Annotated in this window: 16 protein-coding genes and 1 tRNA gene; 3 read left to right on the top strand and 14 right to left on the bottom strand. The window is 57.1% G+C overall.

All coding sequences use genetic code 11. The annotated features are described in order from the left end of the window. Positions 1–19 precede the first annotated feature (19 nt). The 4 genes from WCA10_RS11205 to WCA10_RS11190 form a co-directional block, all read right to left on the bottom strand. Positions 20–1,102 carry a tetratricopeptide repeat protein gene (locus WCA10_RS11205; protein WP_472822605.1) on the bottom strand — a complete coding sequence of 361 codons (1,083 nt, stop codon included), beginning with the start codon at positions 1,100–1,102 and terminating at the stop codon, positions 20–22. 221 nt (positions 1,103–1,323) lie between these two features. Further along, the gene (locus WCA10_RS11200; RefSeq protein ID WP_472822604.1) at positions 1,324–2,691 is read right to left on the bottom strand and encodes a hypothetical protein; all 1,368 of its coding nucleotides are present in this window, start codon (positions 2,689–2,691) and stop codon (positions 1,324–1,326) included. 218 nt (positions 2,692–2,909) lie between these two features. After that, the gene (locus WCA10_RS11195; RefSeq protein ID WP_472822603.1) at positions 2,910–3,737 is read right to left on the bottom strand and encodes a hypothetical protein; all 828 of its coding nucleotides are present in this window, start codon (positions 3,735–3,737) and stop codon (positions 2,910–2,912) included. Between the two features lie 22 nt (positions 3,738–3,759). Next, positions 3,760–5,112, bottom strand: coding sequence for an FAD-binding oxidoreductase (locus tag WCA10_RS11190; RefSeq protein WP_472822602.1), 1,353 nt, complete (start codon positions 5,110–5,112; stop codon positions 3,760–3,762). Between the two features lie 612 nt (positions 5,113–5,724). Here WCA10_RS11190 and WCA10_RS11185 point away from each other — a divergent pair. Together WCA10_RS11185 and WCA10_RS11180 are read left to right on the top strand one after the other, a co-directional pair. Next, the gene (locus WCA10_RS11185) at positions 5,725–8,592 is read left to right on the top strand and encodes a peroxidase family protein (protein ID WP_472822601.1); all 2,868 of its coding nucleotides are present in this window, start codon (positions 5,725–5,727) and stop codon (positions 8,590–8,592) included. Between the two features lie 26 nt (positions 8,593–8,618). After that, positions 8,619–9,593 carry a hypothetical protein gene (locus WCA10_RS11180; protein ID WP_472822600.1) on the top strand — a complete coding sequence of 325 codons (975 nt, stop codon included), beginning with the start codon at positions 8,619–8,621 and terminating at the stop codon, positions 9,591–9,593. Between the two features lie 194 nt (positions 9,594–9,787). Here WCA10_RS11180 and WCA10_RS11175 read toward each other — a convergent pair whose 3' ends face one another. From WCA10_RS11175 to WCA10_RS11150, 6 genes are all read right to left on the bottom strand, one after another. After that, positions 9,788–11,221, bottom strand: a complete 1,434-nt coding sequence (locus WCA10_RS11175; RefSeq protein ID WP_472822599.1) for a DUF1501 domain-containing protein — start codon at positions 11,219–11,221, stop codon at positions 9,788–9,790. 12 nt (positions 11,222–11,233) lie between these two features. Then, positions 11,234–14,080, bottom strand: a complete 2,847-nt coding sequence (locus WCA10_RS11170) for a DUF1800 family protein (protein ID WP_472822598.1) — start codon at positions 14,078–14,080, stop codon at positions 11,234–11,236. Positions 14,081–14,726: 646 nt separating this feature from the next. Next, positions 14,727–15,584 carry a hypothetical protein gene (locus WCA10_RS11165; RefSeq protein ID WP_472822597.1) on the bottom strand — a complete coding sequence of 286 codons (858 nt, stop codon included), beginning with the start codon at positions 15,582–15,584 and terminating at the stop codon, positions 14,727–14,729. Between the two features lie 774 nt (positions 15,585–16,358). Beyond that, positions 16,359–19,031 carry an ADOP family duplicated permease gene (locus tag WCA10_RS11160; protein WP_472822596.1) on the bottom strand — a complete coding sequence of 891 codons (2,673 nt, stop codon included), beginning with the start codon at positions 19,029–19,031 and terminating at the stop codon, positions 16,359–16,361. Between the two features lie 3 nt (positions 19,032–19,034). Further along, on the bottom strand, positions 19,035–19,370 hold the full coding sequence (locus tag WCA10_RS11155) for a PadR family transcriptional regulator (RefSeq protein ID WP_472822595.1): 336 nt from the start codon (positions 19,368–19,370) through the stop codon (positions 19,035–19,037). Between the two features lie 481 nt (positions 19,371–19,851). Then, a tRNA-Leu gene (locus WCA10_RS11150) sits at positions 19,852–19,938 on the bottom strand. Positions 19,939–20,096: 158 nt separating this feature from the next. On the opposite strand from WCA10_RS11150, the gene WCA10_RS11145 reads away from it, so the two are divergent. Then, positions 20,097–20,834, top strand: coding sequence for a hypothetical protein (locus WCA10_RS11145; protein WP_472822594.1), 738 nt, complete (start codon positions 20,097–20,099; stop codon positions 20,832–20,834). Between the two features lie 61 nt (positions 20,835–20,895). On the opposite strand, the gene WCA10_RS11140 is transcribed toward WCA10_RS11145, so the two are convergent. The 4 genes from WCA10_RS11140 to WCA10_RS11125 form a co-directional block, all read right to left on the bottom strand. After that, on the bottom strand, positions 20,896–21,240 hold the full coding sequence (locus WCA10_RS11140; RefSeq protein WP_472822593.1) for a hypothetical protein: 345 nt from the start codon (positions 21,238–21,240) through the stop codon (positions 20,896–20,898). A 173-nt stretch (positions 21,241–21,413) separates the two neighbouring features. Then, positions 21,414–24,161 (bottom strand): MobF family relaxase, encoded by a 2,748-nt coding sequence (gene mobF, locus WCA10_RS11135; RefSeq protein ID WP_472822592.1) that lies wholly within the window; start codon positions 24,159–24,161, stop codon positions 21,414–21,416. After that, complete coding sequence (locus WCA10_RS11130; RefSeq protein ID WP_472822591.1) at positions 24,158–24,364, bottom strand: hypothetical protein; 207 nt, start codon at positions 24,362–24,364, stop codon at positions 24,158–24,160. Before WCA10_RS11130 ends, mobF begins: the two co-directional genes overlap by 4 nt. Before the next feature lie 91 nt (positions 24,365–24,455). Beyond that, positions 24,456–26,447, bottom strand: a complete 1,992-nt coding sequence (locus WCA10_RS11125; protein ID WP_472822590.1) for a type IV secretion system DNA-binding domain-containing protein — start codon at positions 26,445–26,447, stop codon at positions 24,456–24,458. Between the last annotated feature and the right edge of the window lies 1 nt (position 26,448).

Genomic DNA, 26,448 nt, shown 5'->3' with positions numbered 1-26,448 from the left:
CATTGCGCTTGTCTTGACGTCAGGCGTGGTGAAGTCTTTGGATTGCAACCTCGACTTCATCCCGGAGAGATCCGGGCTGATTGCGAAGCTTCTGTTGAATCTCTCGGTACTGGCTCAACGCCCCATCGTGGTTTCCCGCCAGCTCGAGCAGATTCGCGTGGATGAAGCTCTGATTCAGATCCTGTATTCCCTGGGAATCATGAACAGCATTGCCATTAAGCCAGATGTAGGTCTTCCAGGCATCATCTGACGAAACCGCCGTCAGCGCTTCAAGCAGTTCCTGATGATTTGTCACTGGCGGGCCAAACAACCAACCGGAGATACGGTGACGCCTTCGCGGATCAAGCGGCTCAGCGTGATTTCTCATCTCATTGGCAACTTTCATGATCTCGGCCCTGGCGCCCGGTTTCTCAAGATACAGGAGTCCTCCGACCTCAAGCTCTCTGACGAACGGCAGCGCTCGCCCGGTCGTTACCGCCGTATTAAAGTGCCGCTCACTCTCTGCGAGATCTCCGCCCGTTTGGAGCATCCAGTTCCCCAACATGGCATTGGCGTATGCGTTGGTCGGATCAGCAGACAAAGCGGCGTGCCAGTCGTCCACCGCCTTAGAATCATCTTCGCGATAAGCCATCTTCTGGTTCAGGAAGTGCGCCCACCCAAGGTGCGCCTGCACGTCTGCGGCACGCGATCCCATAACTCTTGTGAGCCCTGAGGTGAGAACACGAAGGATATCATCGAGAGCCGGAGCAGATAGGTCACCTTCGTCTTTTCCTTCACGCACGAACACTGAGAAGTTTTCAACCCACAACATCGCTGTATCGAGTTGAGCATCCAGAGCCGGTCGATCCAGCGGATCCTCTTTTAGGATCTCTCCATACGTCATCAAGGCAGCCTGATACTGCCTTTGGTTGGTCTGGCTCTGGGCAAGTTCCATTTTTGCCTTGTATTCCGAAGCTTCGCGATGGTGATTTCTGATCCAATTGACGCCGCCGCCGATTGTTGCGATGAAGCCGATCAAAGCAGTGATCCCGCCGATCCAGGCCATGATCACACCCCAAGACCGTTTTGCGGCAACCTCTATCTTTTGTACTTGCTCATCCATTCAGTCACTCTTTCTTCCAGGTCTGAGAGTCACTGTCAACGCGGAGGTTCCAGAAATCTGCCCTTCTGAAGATCAACGCCCTTCCTCCAGGACAGAGAACTGCCAAGCAGGATGCCATTGAATCAGTGTCTCCGCAAGTTCATTCTTGACTCGCTGGTTCAGGTCTTCCAGGTGCAGATGCGGTCGAGGCAATCCATTCTCCAAAATCTCCTCACAATGAATCAATGACCGCTAGAGGCTGGACCTTTTGTGCCGGCGGTCGAGTCGCTCATTAGCTGGGGACGCAAGCGTTGAAGAGGTTTTCCGCCTGGCGTTCGAAAGAACGTGTCAATGAGAAACGAGATAAATCGTCCGGTAAAGATTGTTCCATGATCGGGCACCACGTCGGGATCAATCTCCATGAGCCAATAGGGCGTCCCGTTGCAACGATTGGGCCTCTCCTGCACTGCGAAGCAGGTTCCGCTGTCGACAAGTCTGAAGGTGCTGATAACGTTCAGGTGCTGTTTGTTGAGCAGTTCCCGGCTGCATTCCGCAATCGCATTTGGATCTTCAATCTGCAACTTCTGGCCCGTTGATGACACAATCATCTGGCTAGCGCCGACCGCTTTGAGCATCAGATGGCTTTGCAGCACCTGCATATGCGGCGCAGTGCTCATGAAGTAGGCGCCCTGTGACTGCGCACCCTCCTCCTTTGTTTTTAGTTCCCAACTGGGCGCTGACCTGTGCGGATCGAAGCACGCGAGCTCATATTTTTGGCCTGGAACCTGGTTGAGATCGCGGAAGCTTCCATTCATTTTGAAACCCAGAAAAGGCAGACCGTGCCCAATGGGCATCGCGAGCTTTGTCGCCATATCGGCGGTCGACGTCAGAGACACGAACAAAGGGCGATCAAGATCTGGACTTCCAGTCGCTGCATCCTGGCCGGCGTTGGGCTGATACCTGTACCTGTTGGAGGTCAGGAAATCCAGCATCTGCTTCGCCTCTGTTGCGGCACCTGCCGGATTGATAAAGATGACAAGGTCAGCCCGCGAATCCACCGCAAGATCAGCTGCCAAAGTGTCTCTTTTCGCTTCGGACTCAGACTGAGCAGTCGCAGCCTCCTGGCTGCTAATCGTAGCCTGCGCAATCTGACTGGCGGTTGCTTCGCTCAGGGCTCGCTCAAGCAGAAGTCCGCCAAATGAATGTCCGATAAAAACAGCGAGCGCGCGGCTGTTTTCGTGAGTCCGCGCTGCGATCTGGGTCAGCGCGCTTGCCAGCGTTGCGCCAGGGACTCGAACAGCAGTCGCTTCGCGGTTGAAATAGGAGAATTGGCGCGCGACTGGCAAGTACGAGCGGACCAGATCGCCCCGCCAACCAATGTAAATTCCAATCACGTGATGGGTCTTCCCGAATCGCCGGTACACTTCCTGCAAGGCGACGCTGAATCCTTTGACATTGTCGTTCGTCAAACTCGCATTGTTCTTCCAACCGTGAACGAAAGTGATGACAATAGGATCGGTCTCCCCGGGTTCAGATTGCGCGAGCCGGTTGGTCTGGCGAATCAGACTGAGCGCGGTATCCAGTTCGACCTTGTCAAAGAGTTCGCCCATGTCGTCCACCTCAATAAAGCCAAGGCAGATTGGAGAGCTTGCATTGACACAGTCCTTTACTGGAGATGGGCCAGAAGGAAGCCCAACTGAATCGTCTGTTGGTGTGGGCACTTGGATAACTGGATGGAATGGACTCAGGCGGTAGGACCGAAGCGGCACGTGGCAGCCTCCAAGTAAGACGAGGAACAGCGTGGCCGACGCAAATGCATTCATCGTCTTCATCGTTCCGCTCCAAGACTAGACTTCGGTTGGCCGCCACGGCGAAAGATCGCGCCGAGCAGATTTGTGATTTCGGGATGGTATTCGGTGTAGAAACTTGAGAGGATCGCAGTGCCAAAAGCGCCCGCCGCCCTCTGGCCTACTTGTGCAATGGTGTTCTCAGACCCCGGGTACCATGGATAGCCTGCATAAGCTCCCGCGGCATCGCCTGCAAACCGCGAAATGGCCGGAATGCGATGGCCATTGCCATGAATCGACGATCGCCGCACGGTGACGACGTCATACCACGCGTGTCCGAAGCGCCGCCAGCCGTCGTGAGTAAGGGAATCCAGGCTCTGTGATTCTGAGTTGGGACACGCTTGGGTCAAAGCATTCGGCGCGCGCGCCGTCATTGTACAGACGGCTGCTCTACGTCGAGCAATAACGCCTGGATCGTTTCGAAGAGCGAGGAATCTCGGATCGTCATTCAGCATCAGACCGATTAGATACTGCGCAGTACCTTTGCCAAGGGCTTGTGTGTAACGCGAACCTACGCGGCGCCCATATCCGTCCCATGTCCGCTTCCACTCTGAGGGAGACTGGATAATCTGTGCTCCAAATCCAAAAACTGCTGCACCGAGTATTGCCTGATCGGATACAGAGCCACCGGCAAAGTCGAGGGTTCTTTGTGTCAATTTGTATCTGCAGTCCGTTGCCGTCAAGTCGGTGGGAAAGGCGCCGGGACAGACTTGTATCGAAGCCCACGGCGCTGCCACGAGTGCCTGCGAATGCCCGGTCACAGGACAAATCGCCGCCAGGAATACCACGAGTCTCCATCGCTTCTTCATTCGATCGTTCCCATTTCGTCGACTACGACAGCAGTTCCCGAAAATAAGTGTTGAGCAACCGGTCCTGAGGATCGTATTGCTTTCGTGCCGCCGCGAGTCCGGTCAGCTTTTCTCCGTACGCCTTCTTGAGAATCGCGGGGCTGAGGAGCGGAGTCTGATTCAGCAGTGGTACTCCATTGCGATCGCTACAGAATTGGTTGTAGGCAGCCAGAAAGTCCTCCCACCCCGGATTCGCAGTGGAAACAGGATCAATGGTCATCACCGTTCCGCCGTAAGCGTAGGAAAGGAATGCCTTCTGATCCTGCGCAATCCGATATCCCACGTAGAGAAGATTTGAGCGATATCCGTGCTGAGTGTAGTAGTCGTTGCAGAACTTGAAGAAATCGGTAAGAGTTTTGGGGAACTCGTCTTCGGGAAACGCGAAAAGGCTGAATGTATACCGACTATCGTTTGATACTGGCGGGTATTCGATGATTTGGTCCGGGGGCAAAGTGTAATCGCCTACGACGATGTTCTCGAGCTGCAACCGCCATGCGGCGTTGAAAGCGTCGATAATGCTGTAGCGGATTGCGGGTACTGACACATTCTCCTCGGCGCTGTGGCCGAACTGTGGACCGGAAGTACCCCAGATATGATTTCTCAGCGCCCACGCAGCGCGGTTGGGTTCGCCCGAAGCGCCAGGATTGTATTTCCTAAACTCAACCGTGATCTTGTTAGCAAAGGGGAACAGATAGTACATGATCGAATACTTAAGTGCCCTGAGTTCCGGCAAGGCGGCGATGAATTCTTCCAGGCTGAACGTCTTGTGATGGACATGCATCGGAGTCAGAGGACGAATCTTATAAGTTACCTCGTAAATAATTCCAAAAAGACCGTAGCTTGATCGCACCTTCTGCATCAGCTCGGGCTGTCCGGCCTCAAAGATTCCCAACGGTTCTCCGTTGGGCAGTACCATCTTGACACCAGTGATGTAAGAGCCGACCTGTCCATATTCCCCATCGAACGACGCGTCTTTGGTCCCCGCGCAAGCTGCGCTGCCCGCCGACAGGCTGCCGATTTCAGTGTTGACGTAGAATTGCAGGTTCTTTGCCTCGAGGGCCTTTGCCATCTGCAGATGCGTCGCACCTGCCTGTACCGTAAGACTGTCCCCGTCAACGCTGAGAATCTGATTCATCTTCATTCGAATCAGCGTGCCGCCCTCGGCAACGCCGCACGGCGTGGTCGAATGATTCGAGCCAACCGCACGAACAGGCGAGGGATATTTCACCGGATCCTTCATGACCGCGACGATATCGTCGACAGAGTTGGCATCGACGATGACACCTGGATGGGAAACGATGTTGCCAAACCAGTTGGTTACAGCATTTGTCGGCATAGATCACCTCAGGTTGGCCTTCGACAGACCAAAGGGGAAAAGGATGAGTCCAAGATATGGTGTTCCACGAAAGACCAGCGTTTCAAGAATGTCGCCGGTTCAATTAACGGGAATTTCCATGCGCAGATCGTCCAACGGAGGAAGTGATTCGTTGAAGCATTTTTCCTTCATTCGTTGAAACTGTCAAGATCGAACTTGGGCATAAAGACGCAATGTTGCGCTCTATCCTAATGGTTCCCAAAATCCCCGGATCATTCACGCTGGATATTGCAAAGCGATTCTCAGGAGTGCTACTATCCTCGTCTCTTCGGCCTTCTCCTTGAGAACCGTTTGGAGATTTCGGCCGGCGGCGCACTTTTTCGGTGCATGAAAAACCGTTGAAACCTCCCCAGTTCTCGGTCATTTGTGGACTCTCTCGCAAACTCGATACGCTCTGGGCGTTCGTTGCACTATCGAAAGCAAGCAGTTTGGAGAAGTAGCCTTTCGATCAAGAACAGCATTGTACTTTCGTAAGAGCGCCCGAAGAGCCTACATCTCCCAAACTGACGCTGGGCAGCCGCAAATATGGGGTACCCGAGGTCCACCGCCGGCAATTCAAAGTTGGAGGGAAGAATGATGCTTCGGAGGTTCGCGCCGCTAGTTGTTTCCACGCTTTGGATGATCGATGTGCTCGCGATTCCCGCGTCCGCTCAGAATACTGCTCCCGTGCAATCCGCGAAGGAAGAAGAATCGAAAGCACTACTCGCGTGCGCCCAAATGGTTGTCGATCAATTAAGCGTGCTCAAGATTCCTGCCGGCCGGGAGAAGCGCTTTCAGGGGAAACTCTCCGATGCAACCGACCTGTGCCGCGGTGGGTACAAGGCGACAGAATTTCGCGGAACTCCCTGGGTGGATTGGTCCAACTATTGGGGCACAGGAGACTTGTCGTCGCTGCCGAAAGGATTTATCTCTTCGAAACTGCCCGCAACGCGCGGTGTCGCAGGCGCGCTTGTTGATTTGGAGCTTCAAAGAGTGTCCTTGATCAAATTCAACCTCTTCGACAACTCTGGTACTTACGAGGCATACGTCCGCGGCCAGAGCGGGGTCGGCGGCCCGGCGATTAAGGTCTGGCCTCAAATGCGACTCCAGCCCACGAACCCGGTTTACAAAGAAGTCGGTGGAGACGGGACGCAGGTTTGCAAGGGAGACCTGATTCGCTGGCGGACGGTCACGGGCATCTGCAATGACATTTTGAATCCTGCAATGGGATCCTCTGGAATGCTGTTTGCTCGCAATGTGGAATTCGAAGCGTCGTTTCCAGAATTGGGACTGAATGACCTGGCAAGGAATCGGCACGGAAATCGTCTTTCGCTGCTCAGGCCCGATCCACAGGTGATCAGCCGCGAACTATTTACGCGAATTCAGTCGAGCCCCGAAAAATGCATGGCGGGATATGGTTTGCCTGGCTCCTCCAAGGATGCCAGCTGCGATTACAAGAAAGCGCCCTTTTTCAATGTGCTGGCCGCGTATTGGATTCAGTTCATGACGCACGACTGGTTCTCCCACCTCGAGGAAGGCCACAATCAACCGGAATACATGAAGGTAGGCTGCGAGACGAAGTTGGTAAATAATGTGGTTCAGCCCCTTTCACCGGAAGACATTGAGAGGTTGAATTGTCGGCCCGATGACCTGATCGACAAGGGATATGTCGCAGATGATTCCGCACCGGGCACTTTCTCCGCCGGAGGTCGAACTCATCTTGAACGCGCACCAAAGACGATGCGTAATACAAACACTGCCTGGTGGGATGCTTCGCAATTGTATGGTTACGACGATACTTCCCGGTTGCGCGTGAAGCGCGATCCTTCCGATCGGGCAAAGCTGCTTTTAATCCCGGTTGAAAATCAAAACGGCACAGGTTACTTACCTGTATTCGAGCCGAACGATCCAATCAATCCTGAGTGGGCCGGGCAGGAAGCAGCCGCCTTCCCGGATAACTGGACGGTCGGACTGAGCTTCTTGCACAACCTATTTGCTCGCGAGCACAATTCTTTTGTGGCGGAGTTCAGGCGGGTGGCTGCGGAGAAGCCCGACGCAGACTGCGGGTTGAGAGATCCGTCGCAGCCCGAGAAGGTTATCCGTTACCGTGACGTAAGTCCGGATCAGCTATTTGAAATAGCCCGCCTGGTCGTTGCTGCTGAAATTGCCAAAATCCATACGATTGAATGGACGCCACAACTTCTGTACAACGAGCCCTTGAATCTGGGGATGAATGGTAACTGGAACGGTCTGCTTGGTGCGAACGGAGGGCTTCTGTCCAAGGCCCTGAGCAACGTCGTAACCCAGAATTTTGGCAAGTCCAAGGACGTCGATAAAGCTTCAGCCTGGTATTCGGTCTTCGCTTCGGGTCCGGGGATCTTCGGCCTCGGCAGCAAAGTGCATGGGTACGACATATCAGATCCAAAGTTCACAAATGGAGGTGTCAATCACTTTGGTTCACCGTTCAATTTCCCAGAAGAATTTGTATCGGTGTATCGGTTGCACCCACTTGTTCCAGACCTCTTGGAATACAGAGAATTGAACGGAGACCCGAACAAGATTGTGGAACGAATTCCAGTGGTTGATACGTTTCAGGGGAAGGCGACCTCGTTCACTCATTCCATGGGCCTCGCAAACTGGGCGCTCACATTAGGCCGTCAGAGGCTTGGATTGCTTACCCTTCGCAATTCGCCGCTCTTTCTCCAGAACCTCAAAATGGGAAGGCTGGAAAGCAAGACGCAACAGATCGATGTTGTAGCACTCGACATTATTCGTGATCGCGAGCGCGGGGTGCCGCGGTTCAATGAGTTTCGTCGTCAGTATGGGTTGCGACAGCTCACCAGCTTCGATGATTTCATGGACCCCGCTACTGCGCCCGGGTCTTCCGAGCGGCTGGAACAAGAGGATGTGGTACGGACGATGAGAGAGGTCTACGGCCAGCACGTTTGCGACGCGACAAAGGTTATCACGGACGCTCAAGTCAACGACGATGGGACACCGATCAATGATTGCCTTGGCCATCCTAACGGGACACTCGTTGATAACATTGAAGACGTGGACACCGCCGTTGGCTATTTAGCGGAGTATCGGCGCCCGCACGGATTCGCTATCTCCGAGACCCAATTTGTTGTCTTCATCCTGAATGCCTCGCGCAGACTCTTCAGCGACCGGTTCTTCACATCCTGCTTCCGTCCGGAGTTCTACACAACGCTTGGCGTCGCTTGGGTTAACCACAATGGCCCCGGTCCAGAAATGATCGAGAAGGGAAAACCTAACGGGCATGTGCAGCCTGTTTCGCCGATGAAGCGAGTCCTCTTGCGAAACATCCCGGCGTTGGCTCCCGAGCTGGAAAATGTGGTGAATGCATTTGATCCTTGGGCGCGCGATCGCGGCGAATATTACAGTGTGGGTTGGAAGCCACGTCCTGGCGCCGAATCTGATGAATCTTTCAAGGAACAATAATCCGTCAAGATGCGGAGTCTTGTTCGATGCCTGTGAAATCCCCTGACTCGCGGACAAGCGCATGGCTCGTGATGGCCATGCTCGCGATCGTCGCGTTTCCCGCTGGCGTCACGCTGCACATGGTGCGCGTTCCAGCGGTATTCCAGATCGTCGGTGAGAATCCCACTCCCTACGGCTATACCTGGAGTTTGCTCCTATTTGTAGTTCCTATCGTGGTGATCGGAGGATGGTTTCTGCCGAGCGAAGAGGTGCGAATTCCGAAACGCGCCTTTTGGCGGACGATCGGGATTCTCGTACCTATCGGATGCGGGCTAGATTTCTTCTTCGCCCACAAGTTCTTCGTCTTCACCAACTCTGCTGCCACACTTGGGATTGCAGCACCCGCACTAGGTGGTACCGTTCCGAGTGAAGAATACGTGTTCTATTTCACGGGTTTTCTGGCTGTCCTTCTTATTTACATCTGGCTGAGTGAATACTGGCTATCGGCTTACAATGTCCCTGACTTTGCCAACGAGGCGAGGCGAGCCAGCCGGTTGCTGAAATTCCATCTTGAGTCTTTGCTGGTTGCGGTCCTATTGATTGGGGTTGCGTTCCTGTATAAGAAAATGCGATCACCCTTTCCCGAGGGGTTCCCGGGCTACTTCACTGTTCTGGTACTTGGTGGGTTGGCCCCTTCAATGAGCTTTTTCCCGATTGCTCGACGGTTCATTAACTGGCGGGCTTTTAGTTTGACCATCTTCATGATTCTCCTTATCAGCATGTTCTGGGAAGCAACCCTGGCAGTGCCGTACGGCTGGTGGGGATATCAGAAGAGAGCAATGATGGGTCTTTTCATTGGAGCGTGGTCAGGATTACCTATCGAGGCGGTTGCAGTCTGGATCGCCGTCTCGTATGGCGCGGTAATCATCTACGAAACCGTCAAGATCTGGCAGGCCTCGGGCAAGGGAGCCAGGCACGCATTCCTGGGGGATCGTTCCGAGCCAGCGAGCAGGATTCAATAAGAGCGAGCCCAAGGGCAACAATGCAATGTCGGATCTGGTGACCAGTTCGATTTGTTCATCTCGCCGGTGGCCTGAGATTTAGCGAACCTTGAAGTCATAAGCGCCAATGCAGAGAGGGAAAAAGCGGAGACTGGTGCGGGAGTGACGCGGAATCGAGGTGGATCTTCGATCGCCCCGCGCGCGGTTGTGCGCTCCTAACCGAGGAAGCCGAGATATGGGCTGGAGCCGAAGTTCGCGAAGTTCGGGAACACGGTTTTGATCTGTCCGTCGGATAGGCCGAACCAACGTGCCATGGTCCCTGCATACTGATCCACGGCGGTGGTGGGAATCAGACGGCCCGCGCCAAGGTCGTTGGCCTGATTGACACCAATCACCGGATATTGGCCGTACATGTCGCCACCCACCACGGAGCCGCCAACGACGAAGTGATGGCTTCCCCATCCGTGGTCGGTGCCGTCGCTGTTGGAAGTGAGGGTGCGGCCAAAATCCGAAGCGGTGAAGGTGGTCACCTGGTTGCCCAGTCCGGCGGCAACCATCTGCGCGTCAAAGTACTCGAACGCCTGACCAAGCTGCGTGAGCAAGCGCGCATGCTGCTGGGCTTGGCCGTCATGGGTATCGAAGCTGCCGAGTTGCACGTAGAAAATCTGGCGGTTCACCCCGAGAGTCGCGCGGCCGGCGATAATGCGCGCAACGGTTTGCAGCGAGATGGCCAGCTGATTGTCGGTGAGCATGTTGGTGACCGGATCAAGATACTGCGGCGGATTCGGAATGCCACCTACGCCGGCCGGCGCCATTGCGGTGGCGAGGAGTTGTTGCGCCTGCTGGGAGCGGTTGACAACGACTTCGTATTCCTTGGCGAAGAGATTGGTTTCATCGGCCGTCAGGATCGATTGCAGCGCGCTCGATCCGGCAGAATTGCCAAACAGTGGTTGCGCGGTGCCGTAGATCGGAATCGGCCCGGCGGAGGTCACGTTGAGTTGGAACGAAGATTGTCCGGCGAGAAAGAGGGCAATGCCCGCAGTCGAGATGCAGGTGAACATCGAGTTCGAATTCACGTTCATACTCTCGATGAGGTCGGCGACCGAGCCGCCCCAACCGACATGCTCCGCACTTCCACCATTCGAAGCGATTGCCTGCCAGGCCGCGGTCTGATCGAAATGCGAGAACAGCGAAGCCGGCAGCGGAATGGAATTGGCATTGATCTGGGCTTTGGTGGCGGGTGCAATCAGCGTTCCTGTGTTGGCAACAATGGCGGCGCGGCCTGCATTGAAGAGATTCTGTAGGCCCGTAAGGTTAGGGTTCAACGCGAAGGTTCTGCTGTTCTGCGATGTCTTCGGTACGATGGGCAAGAGTTCGCTCAGAGGATAGGCCAGCCCAGGCGCGCCTGAGCGAGCCTGTGTGAATGCGCTGAATGACGTTGGATCGGTCGCGATGACCGTGCCGTGGCCGTCGTTGCCGCCCTGCAGGAAGACACAGACGAGCGCACGGTAGTCGCTCATACTGCTTCCCTGGGCCATAGCCGCGAGTGAATTCAGTCCCAGTAAAAACGGGCTGGCGTAGAACCCCGACATCGAGGTCAGAGATGCGGTGCGCAGAAACTGGCGCCGTGCGTGGTTGAACTTGCACATAAAATCGTCTCCCTAGAACTGAGCACAGTAGGACGGCGAAGCCATGGTGAGGAAGATGGCCGTTCTCACGCGGGCCACCAAAGCAGCATTGATTGCGTTCTGATCGCCGGATGGAATCGGGATGGAATTGACGGCACTCAGAATCTGGTTATATAGATTGCTGTTCATCTCGCCGGCCATGAGCAGCAGATTGACTCGATCGACCAATGCACCGGCGTTGGCGGCAAGGTTCATCTCGGCCCCGTAGTTCGAGAAGATGTCGAAGCCATTCGTCGCGTCTGAGGCGATTGCGGTCTGAAGGAAATTAAGATAGCCGACGACCGAGGTCACGTTGGTCATCTGCATCTCCGGTGCAACCATCCCAGCCTGCTCAATACTTGTTCCCGGTGGAACATAGCCAGGAGCAAACCAGTTGAAAACGGTTGGCGATCGAAGAGTCATCTGCCCGAGGCCCCAGATGGGATCTTCGGTGCTGCCGATCCAGTAGCCACCTGTGCGCGACTGCGCTGTGAAGGCGCGGCCCCAGTGGGTGTAACGAAGGAGAGCCTCACGCACTTTTCCGAACTTCGGATTGCCGATGTCGGTCGCCGTGTCGCGCGCTTCGGGATCGAGGAGGATCGCGGTGATGACCGCTTTCAAGTCACCGCGGACACCCTGGCCGTTGTCCTTGAAGACAGCGGCAACGCGACTTACATAGGCTGGGCTGGGACTGCTTGTCACGAGGTGCTGGATCATCTGCCTGGAGAAGAACGCGGGCAGATTGGGATGATTGAACAGCGTGTCGAGCGCGATCTTCAAGTCGCCGGTTGGATTTGAAGAGCCTTGCGGAATGGTTACGCCGAGGAAGTCCTTCTCTGTCGTGGAGTGGTGAGTGGGATAGCTCTGCATCTGCAACAGGTCTTCGCCATGACCCGGTCCGACGTAGATGCAGCAATTCGACCAGGCATTGTCGGAGGTGTCGCCGGGCACGTTCCAGCTAAATCCCGTAAAGACCTTCGCCAATCCCTGGACATCGGCGTTGGAGTAGGTCGGAATCGGCTGACCAACTCCGTCCAGTTTCTGCGAGCCATCGTCGTTCAGCTGATAAAGGCCGATGGTGAACAGCTGCATCACCTCGCGGGCATAGTTCTCGTCAGGATCTGTATTGGCACTGCCTTTGTCGTTGCCCAGCACTGCAAGCCACTCACCCATCATCGGATTGAGGGTCACGTCTTCGAGCAACTGGCGGAAGTTCCCGAAAGAATCGGCGGCGAGCAAGTCGTAGTATTGCGCCGCTCCACGCGGCATGTTCTGGACATCGGTGGAAGCCATGGAGATGACCAGCATCTCGTGGAGCGAATAAGCAACGCGCTGACGGAGCTGATCCGGCGCCGTCAGACTCTGCTGCCAGAAAGCATCCTCGACATACTGCTGCCCCTGGCTGTTTTGTTCGAATAGCATGCTGTTGCACTTGACGTCGCCCGAGGCGCAGGAAGGCTGTGCGTTCACGATCAACGCCTGCTCGACGCCGGGTTCCATGGTGGTTTGCGGGAGCGCGAACTGTTCGTCCAACCAGGATTGGTATCCGATCAGCGAAAGGTGATGAATGTCGGCATCGGACGCGCCAAAGGTGGCTTCGTCGAGGAAGCGCGAGGCATCTTCAGGCGAAATAATCGGCACCGGCGGAGTGCCGTTCACAGTGGCAATGAGATCCGCGGATGTGGCTGGGCCGGGGCTGGGATTGAGCACCTGCAGATCGAGATTGCCTGGCTCCGTGGGACTCACGCTTGCGGTCAGTTGCGTCCCGCTGCCGAAAGTCGTCGCAACCGCGACACCATTCATCAGCACTTGCGCGCCGTTGATGAAATCCTTTCCGGTGAGAACGACCGTAGTCGCGGGAGGTCCCGGGTTCATTGTCATCGGCGATGCCGAGGTCAGGATCGGGATCGGGTTCAGTACCGAGATGTTCTGGTTGATGGAGACGGCTGGATTGTCGACGCTGGTAATGGTCAGCGTCACTACATTGTTTGGACTAGGCACCACTGCCGGCGCGTGATAGGTGATGCTTCCATCCGAATTGGAAACTGCCGTGCCCACCACGGTGTTGCCCCCGCCAATACCGTTGACCTGGATCGTCACTCCGGTGTTGTTTGTTCCGGTCACCGTCAGAGGAAGATTCAGCGTGTTGCTCACGCGGACATCGGTTCCGTTGTATGGCTGCACTAAAAGCTTTACTTTTCCGGGGGCGACGAGCACGGAAAGCGTCTTCGAATTGGCCGAACCGGGATCGGGATTGCTGACGAGCAATGGATAGGTTCCGGGATTCGGCGCCGGAATGATGGCAGCCAGTTGGGTGCTGGAGACGTAGGTCGTCTCTACTGCCTTGCCGTTCCACATGACCTGTGCGCCGTAGACAAACTGCGACCCAGTCACGGCGACCTGCGTGGTGCCTTCAGAAAACCCGGACGGGTTGACGCTGGTAATGACCGGAATCGGGTTCCAAATGGGCAGGGAGACTGATCCTGGAGGGAAATCCGGATGCGCCGAGGCAACGCTGGTGATCGTGACCGAGTTGGGAATAGGCACGATAGCCGGAGCGGTGTACAAACCGGTACCGCTGATGGTGCCCACCTGGGCGTTTCCACCTTGAATGCCGTTCACATAGAAGGTAAGCGCGGTTCCATCGAACTGGGTGTGGGTGGCCAACTGGGTTGTCTGGTTCACGCGCAGTTCACTGACCGAGACGGAGATGGCGGTGAAACTGCTTCCGTTGCCAATCGTGATACTGGCGCAACCCGTCATCAGCGCGGCGGCGCCTAAAGACGCTAACAGGTCGAGCAGATGCCTGAAGACAAAATGACGTTCGGGTCGTGCCGGCAAGGAATCTCCTTTGGGGGATAACAAGATTCAATGCGTCTCTGGAAGGTCAGCATTTTTGTATGGTTGTCTTCGAGGAGAATACCGGGGCGATCGGCTGAGTCCAACATCTTTCTGGATTTGGCCATCCGATCGAGTGGTACGAAAGTCCGGGGGGGCGCTGTCCGTTCAGGGCTTCTTTTCTTCCGAAAACCGAGGACATCCTGAACTTCGCTCAAATCCGAAGCCCAGATTGGGCCTCGCGTGCCCGAATGATCAGCATTTCGAATTCCTTGTTGGCGTGCCGAGCTAGCGCAAATCCAAGAAGCGCGCCCCGAGATTTGAGTATTCGAATTGTGATCCGATGTCGTGGGTAGGAGGCATCAGGGAAGCGCGAACGAAAACACGTCGCTTCCAGCGGCGATGGCAAAATATTGTTTTCCTTTGATTGCGTAGCTCATAGGAGAGGAACGACGGGAGCCGACCGATTGAGGTCGACCGCAGACTCTCCCTGCAGCGGGGCGTCGCCGCGCTCATTAAATCCAGGCGATCGCCTTCAGACAGCTTTATCCGCCGGGCCGACATGACAACGCATCACGGCCGAAGAGACCTTTGCCGTCAAGTTCTCATCACTGATGCTTCGCGCATCTCATTTCCCGCTGCGTTCCGATCAACTCTGAGAGCCATCGGAGATCGAGGCGACCGTCGTGTCATCCGGCGTAACGGAAAGTGTAAAGTCAGCGGGTGCAGATGGTAGCGAAGGTGCAAACGGCGGCGAGACCCTCGGCTGAAGCTCGAAAAGTGCAGCAACGTTTGAGTGCGGATTCCGCGCGATATTGAGGGCTGCCGTTGCTGTGTCTGCAGGAACGGCCCCGGACTCGCCGTTGCCCCGGGAATAGCGGAAGAGAGTAATACACGCACCCGAGGTCGGCGACTCAGAATTTACACACGCCGCAAGGATGTTGGCGATGGTATAGATCTTGCTTTGGTTAATCCTCTTACCCGTGTTGGGCATAGTCGAGTTGGCGAATCCCGTTGCCACGCTCGCGAGATCAGAGGCGTCTACCGAGCCAGACGCAACATTGAAAACAGAAGGCCCAGAGATGTGAGTCGCATCGATCGCATCATCAGCCGTAGCATAGGCAGCTGCGACCGTTGTCACTTCGTTGACAAAGATAAACGGCTTTATGGAGTCAAAGTTACCCGCTTCCGGACATACGCCGAGAGATGCCATCAGCCCAATCGCATCGTTCGGGCCGTTACCACCGCTGTTTCCACCTTTGGCGTACACATAGACCTGGTGACCAGCGGTACAGGTATAGTCACCCGCGATCGAGAATCCACCTTGTTCATTCGTGAGGACATAGTTGCCGATGGAATCGCGTGGATTTCCGGTCGCCGCGGTCAGTAGTGAAATGGATGATCTGTTGTTGGGACTTGAACTGGCCTGGAACACATACACCAGAGCGCCGACAACGGCACGGGATTGACCTCCGTTCACGAGCCCCTGCAGCGGCTTGACAGGCAAGCCAGCCGACTCCGTCCCCCCGGAGCCCGGCACGTGATTGCCGTGGCCCGGCACAGAGTTTCCCGAACCCCCTGACCCGCCCGAACCTCCTGACCCACCTGATCCACCTCCCGAAGTTCCTCCGGAAGTACCCCCGGAAGTTCCTCCTGAGGTCCCGCCTGAAGTCCCCCCCGACGTGCCACCAGAAGTTCCTCCCGACGTTCCTCCCGAGGTTCCACCCGAGGTTCCACCCGATCCGCCTGAGCCACCGCTCCCAACCGTGACTCCGCCTTCATTGACACCCTTCCCGCCGCAACCGCTCAGGACAAAGCTTGCAAGGGCAAACGTGGATAGGCAACAGCAACAGACAAGAGAGCGCATTGGATACTCCAGCCAGAACTGCTACTCCGTATTTAGACAGGTTTTCGAACGGGAAGGTTCTTTGCAGATGCAGAAACGGTTCGTCACTGCATCCGGAGCCCACCCACAAAAGACGAGCGCAATTTCGACGATCAGGCTCCGAGTACCGGCCAAAAAACGCACGTGGGAATGTTCTCAACAAAGGCGGAAGATCAGCTGAGAGCAAGGCAGACAGAACGCAATTGAGATCCGCCTGGTAGTAATCAATTTTTGGGCAGTCGTCTTTGCTTGTTCGGTAGATGCCCCGTGGCCGCAAGCTCATAATCGCATTCTGCAGCTTCGCGCGGTCCCGCGTTAGGCCGCTGTCGATCTTTCCAGAAATGGAGACTACGATGCCGCGACAAGTGAGAGATCCCCGCATGATCGAATCTCACGCTATTCCGTTCGCAATGCCCGCATCGGATCAAGACGCGAGGCGTACCATGCCGGGACGAGGCAGGCCGCAATCGCCACGAACAAAAGCAGTCCAGCGACGGAGCCAAATACCACGGGATCGAGCGGTTCTGTTTCGTAGAGTATGCTGCGGATGAGGCGCACTAAAGCCGCGCTCGCCGGCAAGCCGATCAAGAGTCCCGCCATTGCCGGCTTGAGGCCGTCTAACAACACATGACTTAGCAGGGCGTTGCGTTGCGCGCCGAGTGCCAAGCGGATGCCAAACTCGACCCGCCGTTGGGCCACCAGATAAGCGAGCACACCATAGAGCCCTGCGGCGGCGAGAACCAGCGCGATCATGGCAAAGGCCAGAACCAGAATCGAATCAAATTCCGAGTCGATCGTGCTCTTGCCTATAGCCTCTCGCAACGTCATCACATTCGAGACCGGTAAGTCTGGGTCGAGTTGGGCTACGATCTTCTGAACCGGAACTGCCATCGAGTCCGCGTCATGGGAGCTTCGTACCACAATGGTGCCATAGCTGTAGCCGTTCCCGTAGATCGGCCAATACAAGGTGGGAATGGACGGTTTTGCCACATTCCATCGCACATCCCCAACCACTCCGATGATTGTCCATACGCCGCCTTCATCGATGGTCTTGAGATGCTTGCCGATGGGGTCTTCACCGGGAAAGTACTGCTGGGCAGCGCCGCGGCTGATGAGCACAACGTTCGCCCGCTTCCCTCGCTCATCCTCATTGAAGGTGCGTCCTTTGAGAACGGGAAGCCCGATTGCCGAAAAATATCCGGGATCTGCGCCGCGCAGCATGAAGTCGAGCCCCTGGCCCTTCGGGAGGGGCGGATGCTCCACGACGCTCATCAGGTCGTCGCCGGCCCATCCTTCGCCCGGCGCAGCGGTCACCAGGCCGGCGGACGAGACACCGGGGAGAGCGCGAACCCGTGCGATGAGTTGCTCGAAAAATGCAATCTTCCGTTCGTCCTGCCTGTAACGAGCATCCGGCAATCCCAAATGCAGCGTGAGAACGTTGTCGACCGGCACGCCGAGATCGGAGGAGCGTAGATGCTCGAAGCTTTTGAGCAGGAGTCCTGCCCCGACCAGGAGCACAACTGTCAGTCCTACTTCCGCCGATAGTAGAAGGCGCCGCAGCAGCGCGCGGGACCAGCCGCCGCTGTGCGAGCGAGAACCCTCCTGCAGTCCGGCCAGTATATTGTCCCGGCCTGCGCTGTGAGCGGAGATCAGTCCGGAAAAGAGGGTGCAGAGGAAGACAACAGCCAACGTAAAGGCCGCGGCCATACCATCGAAATGAATAGCCTCTACACGATTCATGTCATGGCGCGTATGAACCAGCCACGCGAGCGCGGCCCAGGCGAGCAAAAGGCCGAGTGCGCCGCCTGCCGCTGAGAGCAGCAGGCTCTCGATCAGCCGTTCACGGATGAGGCGCATGCGCCAGCCTCCCAGCGCGGCGCGAATCGCAAACTCCTTGCTGCGCGATGCTGCACGCGCCACCAGAAGGCCCGCGACATTCATACAGGCGATAAGTAGTACACATCCGGTTGCGCCCAGTAGCGCATAAAGCGGAGTCTTGTAATTATGCACAGCATCGTCGAGCATGGTTCTGCCGATGGCGCCGGGATGCACGGCGGGTTCGGGATGAGCCGACTTGATCTGCTTCTGCAACGCGTCGACACGCTCCACAAGCGTGGCGAGCGAAACACCCGGAGCGAGCCGCGCTATGGCCAGAAACTCGTGATCTCCGTAGGTGTGCAGCAGAGAAGCCGGCGCCTCATGTCTCACCGGCGTCCAGATGTGGTCGGCACTACCGCCAAACGCCCCAGAATATACAAACGTTGAGGGCAGGACGCCGATAATCGTATAGGGCTTGGCATCGAGCCATATTGTCTTACCGATGATAGCGGGATCAGACGCATAACGGCGCTTCCAAAAACTGGCGGTAATCATCGTTGTAGCCGGCGCGCCCGGTCTATCGTCGTCCGATGTAAAAGATCTGCCCAGCATCGGCTGCACGCCAAGCAACGAAAAGAAATTGTCGGTGCACCATGCCGCTTCTACTACTTCAGGCAGTTTTCCCCCTTCGCCGGATACGTTGTATCCCTGAAAGGGAGAGACGAGGGCCATCTGTGCGAGGGACTGAATTGAACGCTGCCACTCCCAGAAACTCCCCGCATCCACAGGAAGCCAGGGGTGGGGATGCGGTTGGCTTTTATCCGCTTCATAGATCAATGCCAGCCGTTCTGGGTCGCTATACGGAAGCGGCTTGAGCAATACGCTGCGGACAACCGTGAACAAAGCAACATTAGCTCCGATGCCCAGCGCCATGACCAGAAGGGCAACGAGCGTGAATCCTGGCGTGCGGCTCAGGGTCCGAATTCCGATGCAAAGGTCGTGAATGAACTGCTCCAGTCTGTTCCAGTTCCACGTTGCTCTTGTTTGGTCGCGCAGTAGTGCCGCATTGCCCAATTTGCGCAAAGCGACAAGTCGAGCCTCATCTGGACTCATCCCGCCTGCCAGATTGAATTCAATCTGCCGGTCTAAGTGATCGCGGATCTCTTCGTCGAGCTCCGAGTCCAGGCGGTTGCGATGAAACAGCGCGCGCAGCCGCAGCGGAATTGTGTAGATCCACTGTTCAAGTCGCATCGCTCAGACCTCCGTAAGCCGCAATACGCCGGAAATGGCTGTCGAGATACGCTCCCAGTTTGCCGCTTCTTTCTCGAGGTATCGGCGTCCGAGTCGCGTTAGAGAGTAAAACTTCGCCCTCCGGTTGTTCTCGGTCGGCTTCCATTCGGCATGAATCCAGCCCTGCTGTTCAAGCTTGTGCAGAGCCGGGTAAAGCGACCCGTCGCTCACCTGTAGCACGTCGCCAGACACCTGCTTCAGCCGTTGGCTGAGAGCCCATCCGTGCAGCGGCTCAAGAGCGAGAATCTTGAGAACCAACAGATCTAGGGTGCCCTGGACGAGGTCAGAGGGTTTGCTCATGCGTTCTCCTCTCGGTTACCGAGCGATAATAGCGCACCTCCCCTCGGTAAGCAAGAGGAGCATCCTCCAATCCCCAAAGATCTGCGTTGTCAACTTCAGGCCAATGCACCGGCGAGATCCGATTTTCCTTGGCTTCTTGTTCGCGGTTTGCTCACGGTCGCAACCAACAGCCATCAGAACAGCCACCAAACGATTTTGGCCTCTCTGATTTCGGGAGGCTAATTCAATCTAAATTCTTTTTTTTGTTGGTGCCGGGAGGGGGGGTCGAACCCCCATGACCGCAAGGGTCGGCGGATTTTGAGTCCGCTGCGTCTGCCAGTAACTATATTATTTTCAGCGCGATAAATACGAGACGCTAGAAACTGTGAAAGAAAATGTGTAAATCTCGACTTTTTTTACAAGAATCAGTCTCGGACCCTGACTGATCACCCTGGGAATCTTTGCATTAGTTTTTGGGGAAAGGCAGAGGGCTGGAGTGATCTGGTGGCTTGAGTGGGACTTGAACCCACACGGGATTGCTCCCAATGGTTTTTGAGACCACCGCGTATGCCGATTCCGCCATCAAGCCAACATCTTTATTAGACCACAAAAGAAGCTTGACCGAAGACCCGCCATTTCCATTGCAGTTCCGGGAATCAGCTCACCTTGAGTCAAACAGCTGTCAACGAGTGCGCTAGACTGCCCCTAGAGCCAAGATGCCGTCGATGGAGATTGTGAAACGAAGCGATGATGAAAAAACTCGCTGTGGTGTTGTTGGTAATGATGGCCGGAACTGCTTGGGGCCAAAGCGACCTTCCCTTGACGTACAAGGGGACTTGCACCGGAAACCAGACAGACATTCATGATTTGTCGGCTATTCAGGACACGCCAGCAATCAAATGTGACGCTCTCACTGTGATGCAAAAGGGCAACGAGACCATAGCGTCATTTTCAAATGGCGATCCCACAAAACCCGTTCTCGCGTTCACCGGAGAGCTTTTTACCGTGCGTGCAAATCAGCTCAGTGTCGATCCTTACCAAGGACCGATAGGTTTAGCGTTTCCTATCGATCACGTTCTATGGGGAGACGGAACCCCAGCGGTGTCGATCCACTCGGCAGAGAATGTGGACAAAATGGGAGACAGAGGGTGCTATTTCCACTTCCTAGCCCAAGGGTGGACACAACTAACCACGGTGGAATGTGAGCTGGCTGTGGACACTCCGAACCATAGGCCTCGGCGTGTACAGGTGACGTTTAGAATCGCTCGACAATTCACGGTCGATGGAAAGCTAATTTCGGTGGAGTACGGTGCGCACGGTGCCAACAGCTTCTACGTCTTATTTGACGGCCTAAAGATTGCTGGAACTTGCGGCGCTGACCTTTATCAGGCTGAGGATGGAGTTTTGAGGCATACGCAGCCGGGCACCCCTATTGCACGTTTGTTCAAAGCGGTTTGCTACAAGGATGCCGCCGACTCTCAGTGACCTTCAGATACCTGCTCCCGTCTCGAAGAGGGCCGCTGGCCGAGAAATCGCTGTCATTTGCTCAGAGGGTAGATGCAGGAATTGGGACACCTCTGCGACCTGCCGAGACTTTTGCTTCAAGTGCTGCCAGCGCCTCTTGTACTTTGTCAAAAATAGAGCGTTCGTAGCCGGTGCCGGACTTAAATTTTCGGACCGCCGCCTTTGCTTGAGCATCGGTTAGCTGAAATTGAGTCTGGTGCGTTTCCCAACTGAGCGCGATGTCAAACAGATCTTCCGAGTGGCAAGAGACGGTTATCTGCGGGAAACCAGAATAGTTGAACAGGTTCACACGCAAGTCTTCAATCGCAGCCTCGGCTACCGCTCCGGCGACGTAACGACACAGTGAGTTTCGAGATGAACGCGTCATATAATCTTCGCTCCGATTGTACCTCTGAGTCGTCCCATGACCCGCACTGTCTGTATGACCATTCGAGCCAACATCGTAGCCGCTTGCGACCACTAGCAGCCGCAAAACAGCGTCGCGTCCAGCGGAATTCTTCGCCTGATGGTGAATGCCTGCGAAGCAGCAGACGACATTCATCAGCCCACGCTCAAGCCTTGCGTGGCTTGTATGCTCTCCGCCTGCGGCTCGATTTTCTGTGCCGCTCCTTGCTCTTGCTGGAGCGCCGTCGGATGTGACACGTCACGGCTCAGTTCGTATCCCAGCGCCTTCGCGTCGTTCGTGTACATCTGCACGTCAAACTGAGCGCGCGACACCGAAACATAAGCCATGCGACTGTTGACGAGTTCGCCGGGAGCCTGTTCCGTGTCCACGTGGATCAGCACGCGGTCGGCGGTCTGGCCCTGGCTGCTGTGGCTCGTCACCGCATAACCGTAATCGAGATGCGGATGCTGTCTCGCGTTGAACTCGACCTCGCGCCCCGATTCCGTGCGGAGTTTCAGATTGCCGTCGCCCTCGATCCGCTCAATGGTCGCCAGTTCGCGGTTAGCGAGTTTCTGTTCATGGTACGGGGCTGTGAGTTGCACGCGGTCGCCCTGCGCGAACTTACGCTCGCTGTCGCGGTATACCGTCACACCCTGCAAGCGGCGCGGATCGTAACTTAGCTCTTCTCCGCCGTGCCGCTTCACTGTAAGCGTGTTGCTTTCGCGGTCCACGCGCGACACACGCGCGTACTCTCCCGGCTCGATGCCGAGAGGCTTGCTGCCTTTCGAGTAGCGCAGTACGTCGCCCTTCTCGTAGTTCTGCGCGTGCTGCCGGTCCGCGCCGGTCACATCCTGCCGCGCGTAGAGCACGTGTACGCGCTGCTCATCGTGCGACACCTTGCCCTCGCTCTGCATCGTGCGATGGATGGCTTCATTGATCTCGCGGCGGGATGCGTTATCAGGCGACACAACCAAGGTCCGCTCCGGCGAGCGCACGTACTCGCGGGCGATTTCGCTGATGCGTTCCTGCCGGTCGCCGATTTCGTGTACGCGGCCCTGATTGTTCAGATTGCCGATGGCTTCGCGCACTTCGCCGCGCGCAAGCTGCTCCACGGCCTCTTTGAGCATCGGGTCTTTCTGCCGAATGATTTCATCCAGTCTGGCTGTGCGCAGTCCCGCTTCCTGCAACTGCGCATAGGGCCGTCCTGCTTCGACCGCCTCATGCTGGCGCACGTCGCCCACGAACAGTACGCGGTCGTTCTCTTTCAGCCGCTCAACGAACGTGTGCAACTGCTTCGTGCTCGCCATGCTCGATTCATCGACCACGTAAAGCCGTTTCTGTCCGTCGTCTTGCTGCTCACCCCGTGCAAGATGCCTTTGCAAAGTTTGCGTCTCGATGCCCGCTTCCGCGAGTTTCTGCGCGGCCCTCGATGTTGGCGCGAGTCCTTCCACTTGATAGCCCGCACGCTCGGCCCCTTCACGGACAGCCGCTAAGGAAGTCGTTTTTCCGCCCCCGGCTACGCCTTCAAGCGCCATCATGCGGTCACGGCTCGTCAGCACATCCTCTACCGCGTTCCGCTGGCTCGCACTCAAGTGCGGATGCTGCTCCATCGTCCGCTGCCGTACTTGGCCGTCTGCCAATACCTCGCGCGTGCCCTGGCCCAGCTTCATCCGCTCGATCAACTCGCGTTCGTAACCCTGCATTTCGCCGGTCGTGAACGCGCGGCCTGCGAGTCCCGGCCTGCGCTCCACTTCGATCAGTTCTTGGCGTTCTGCACGCCGCTCGAACTCGGCGCGCACCTCCGGCAACCTTGCCTCGCCCATTGTGTGCTTGAGGGCATCGCGCATCAGCGTTCTTTCATCGGCCACGGCCTCGCGCTCCATGCCGCGCTCGCGCGCATAGCTCACACCCTCGTGCGCGGCAACTCCCGCTTGCTCCGGCTTCAGTTCCACACCGGGCCGCTGCGCCGCTTCTTTGACAACGTGTTGCGGCTGGTGGCCGTGTTCGGCTGCGAGTCGCTGATGCTGCGCTCGCACGTCTTCATGCGAGAGCGGTTGCTTGGCATCGCGCGTCTGATGAGCCGCGATCTGCGCAGCGCCAGCCCCGCGCACACCCGCCGCCTCCATGTGCTTCTCGATCTGTTGCCGCCGCGGACTCGAGGCCTCCAGATACTCGCGTGTGTAGCCCCTGATCTCCGGCTGCCCATGCTCGCCGCGCTCGATCTCGTAGCCGATTTGCTGCAACCTGGCCGCAAGCTCCGAGCGATACACCGCCGTGGCGTACTGCTGCGTCTTATAAAGCTCCTGCGGTTGAAGAGCGCGCGTCTGGCCGTCCGCCGTTTCGGTCATATTGAAGATCACCGCGTGCGTGTGCAACTGCGGCGCTGCATAACCGTCAACAGGTCGGCTGCTGTCATGCTCGAACTTGGCGAAGGCCCACTGGCCCGTCGTCTGCGCCGGGACGTTGCCGCCCATCCGTGCCTGCGCGTATTTCTCCATCTCGTCGAGCGCAACCTTCACGCTCTCTCTGTGCGCGTCTCTCACGCGGTCGTCGCCGCCGACAAGCGCTGTCAGCGAGACGGATTTCGGTGCGCTGAAAGTCGCATCCCATCCCGCCCGGTGCTCCATCGTGCGCACCGTGTCGCCCTGCGCGTTCACATACTCGCGCGCCGTCTGATGCCGTACCAACTGCTCGCCTGTCTCCGGGTGCTGCCCCTCGGCCAAGCGCGCGAACTGCTGTTCCTGAACTTCACCCTGCAAGCCCCAACGAGTGGCAAGCTGACCCTGCCACTCGCCGCGCACGCGCTCGCCTTCTGTGTAGTAGTTCTCACGTGCACTCGAGAACTCCTCCCGGTGGTAAGCCCGAGCCTGGCCTGCACTGATAGGTTTCGACAGCGTAATCACTCGACAGCCTCGTAACCCAAAACGGACGGGAGAACCGCCGTCCACTGGGCATTGCAGGTTGTATTCGTGCAAGTCAACGTCTGCTTGATTTTCAGGTCATCGACCTTCTGACCCTGGCTCAGATGCCCATTCGGACAACGAATCACGATGTATTCCAGAGCGCCCTTGCGCTCGATGCGATATTGCTGTGCGTTGCTAGTCATAAGGACTTACCTCTTGGATGATTTCAGGGAGCTTTTTGTACCCCCTCATCTATAGGGGGCCATAGCGAGTTTTTCATCCACTTGCGATTTTTCACTCGAAGAACGGCGTCTGCTCGTTCACCGCCGCTGGCTGCTGCGCTTGCTCCTGCTTCTTTTGGACGGAACGTACCGGCTTTCGTGGCGGCGCTGCAACCGGCTCCGGCTCTGTCGTCGGCATCGCCGGCGTCGTCAGCTTCCGCTCGATGAACTTCTCCGCTGGCTCCTCCAGTTTGAGATACGGTATCCGCATCCGCACAACCAGGTTGCCGTGTTTCAAATACCCGTGCAGCGGTTCAAGCCCGCCGATCTCCGAAGCCATGACCAGCGGCTCGCGCGTAATTTCCCGCTGCTCATTTTCCCGTTGATGCGGGAACACGCCCCGCGTCCGGCTATCTCGGAACCGTTCTACCTCCACTTCGCCGATGGATTTCGAGATCCACTCCGACGCATGAGGCTCGCTCGTTTTGAAGAAGAACTTCGTCGCGGGCTGCGACAGCATGGCCTCGGCGATGTGCCCGTACAGCGCCTCCACTTGTGCTTTGCCCTGGAAGCCGAGGACCATCGGGTTATTCGATTTCCGGCCCTCCGTGATTGCCGTCGTCAATTGCGGCAACCGTTGCAGCGTCGCCATCTCGTCCAGCACGAACCACGTCTTCCGCGCCCCGCTCCCGCCCTCGTTCATCAGCCGCAACACCAACAGGTCCAGCCACAGGCTCATCAGCGGACGCAGCCGCTCACGCATGGTCGGCTTCGACGTGAGGAACAGCCACCCGCGCCGCTCCCGGCTCCACGCACACGCGCTCCAGCGCCGCTCCGTTTCCCGTTCCGATGGAAGGAGCTTGAACGCATCCGCAACCATGTTGAGTGACCCCAGCACGCCCGACCGCTGCGGCGGAGCCGTCGCGTGGATCATCGCTGCAAGCTCCGTACCCCGCACCCGCTTTTCGATCTCCTCCTCGTGGCACATCCAGTACGTCAACTGCTCCGGCGTGGGTTTCAGATTGATCAGGTGCGCGAAGATTTTCCTTGGCGCATCGACGAAGAACTGGTTCTCGCGGCCTCGATCCGGGAACAGAGAAGCCGCTACCGTCAGCGCCTCCGCCTCATGCGGCACTTCGTCGCCCGGCGTCCAGAACGGACACCGCGCGTCCAGGGGATTCAACACCATGTCACCCCGCGATTCCGAGTAAAACTGCGGCAGGTATTCGAGCGCCGGATCGTACACGATGGCCGTCTCTCCCCGGTCGGCGATCTGCGCGAGCACTTGCCGGATGGCCGCGCTCTTGCCCGTCCCCGAGTCGCCCACGATCAGCACGTGCATTGCCTCGCGTTCCTTCGGGATGCGGACCCAACGGCCACGGTCCCGGCGCATCAGCCGGTCAACCCACGTCTGCTCTAAATTTATTAGCGCGATTCCGTCCGGGTAGTAAGTCGTCAGCCATTTCTTCCGGCCCAGCTTCTCGTTGAACTCCGCCGTCGTGACTAACTCTGGCCCCCGCAGCCGCCGCCCGAACTTCCAGACCATCCGCCGCGCACGGTCCTTCGGCACGGCCATGAACAGCAGCACGGCGAAGAACGCCAGCGTCCAGTACGTGGGCCGCTTCACGAAGTCCCACAGCGTTTGGTTCTGGAAGACGTAACTTCCCATCAGCTCATGCAGTCCACGGTCGTTGAACACCCCCGTCGTCCACTGCAACCGCGTCAGTCCATCCTTGATTCCCTGGTCGGTCAGCACGTACCCGTAGCGCCCGTCCTGGCCCTTCACTGCTTCGATCTCGTCGCCTGTCACGAGCACCGGCTCGCCCTTCGTCGTCATCCCTTCGAGCAGCGTGTAACGCGCCTTCGCTGCCGGGAGCTTCGACCGCGCTCCGCTCTTCAAGTAATCGGACAGGTACAGCCGCTCCGCCGCCGTCCAGTTCACCCGCCCATCCCGCCACGTCATGAACACGAAGAACAGGCAGCTAAGAAAAAATGCTCCCCACGTCCACACGTGCGCCCGGCTCGGCCACGGTTTCGCGTACTGCTTCCGGCCCCATTCCGCCATG

The organism is Occallatibacter sp. (assembly GCF_049582745.1).
In the GTDB taxonomy this organism is placed as follows: domain Bacteria; phylum Acidobacteriota; class Terriglobia; order Terriglobales; family Acidobacteriaceae; genus Telmatobacter.
The sequence above is the reverse complement of the archived record's forward strand: the minus strand, read 5'-3'. Positions and strand labels throughout refer to the sequence as shown.

Bases quoted from the DNA above. Each gene is read 5' to 3' on its own strand.
- WCA10_RS11205 (WP_472822605.1), bottom strand. From the start codon at position 1,102: ATGGATGAGCAAGTACAAAAGATAGAGGTTGCCGCAAAACGGTCTTGG.
- WCA10_RS11200 (WP_472822604.1), bottom strand. From the start codon at position 2,691: ATGGGCGAACTCTTTGACAAGGTCGAACTGGATACCGCGCTCAGTCTG.
- WCA10_RS11195 (WP_472822603.1), bottom strand. From the start codon at position 3,737: ATGAAGAAGCGATGGAGACTCGTGGTATTCCTGGCGGCGATTTGTCCT.
- WCA10_RS11190 (WP_472822602.1), bottom strand. From the start codon at position 5,112: ATGCCGACAAATGCTGTAACCAACTGGTTTGGCAACATCGTTTCCCAT.
- WCA10_RS11185 (WP_472822601.1), top strand. From the start codon at position 5,725: ATGATGCTTCGGAGGTTCGCGCCGCTAGTTGTTTCCACGCTTTGGATG.
- WCA10_RS11180 (WP_472822600.1), top strand. From the start codon at position 8,619: ATGCCTGTGAAATCCCCTGACTCGCGGACAAGCGCATGGCTCGTGATG.
- WCA10_RS11175 (WP_472822599.1), bottom strand. From the start codon at position 11,221: ATGTGCAAGTTCAACCACGCACGGCGCCAGTTTCTGCGCACCGCATCT.
- WCA10_RS11160 (WP_472822596.1), bottom strand. From the start codon at position 19,031: ATGCGACTTGAACAGTGGATCTACACAATTCCGCTGCGGCTGCGCGCG.
- WCA10_RS11155 (WP_472822595.1), bottom strand. From the start codon at position 19,370: ATGAGCAAACCCTCTGACCTCGTCCAGGGCACCCTAGATCTGTTGGTT.
- WCA10_RS11145 (WP_472822594.1), top strand. From the start codon at position 20,097: ATGATGAAAAAACTCGCTGTGGTGTTGTTGGTAATGATGGCCGGAACT.
- WCA10_RS11140 (WP_472822593.1), bottom strand. From the start codon at position 21,240: ATGACGCGTTCATCTCGAAACTCACTGTGTCGTTACGTCGCCGGAGCG.
- WCA10_RS11130 (WP_472822591.1), bottom strand. From the start codon at position 24,364: ATGACTAGCAACGCACAGCAATATCGCATCGAGCGCAAGGGCGCTCTG.
- WCA10_RS11125 (WP_472822590.1), bottom strand. From the start codon at position 26,447: ATGGCGGAATGGGGCCGGAAGCAGTACGCGAAACCGTGGCCGAGCCGG.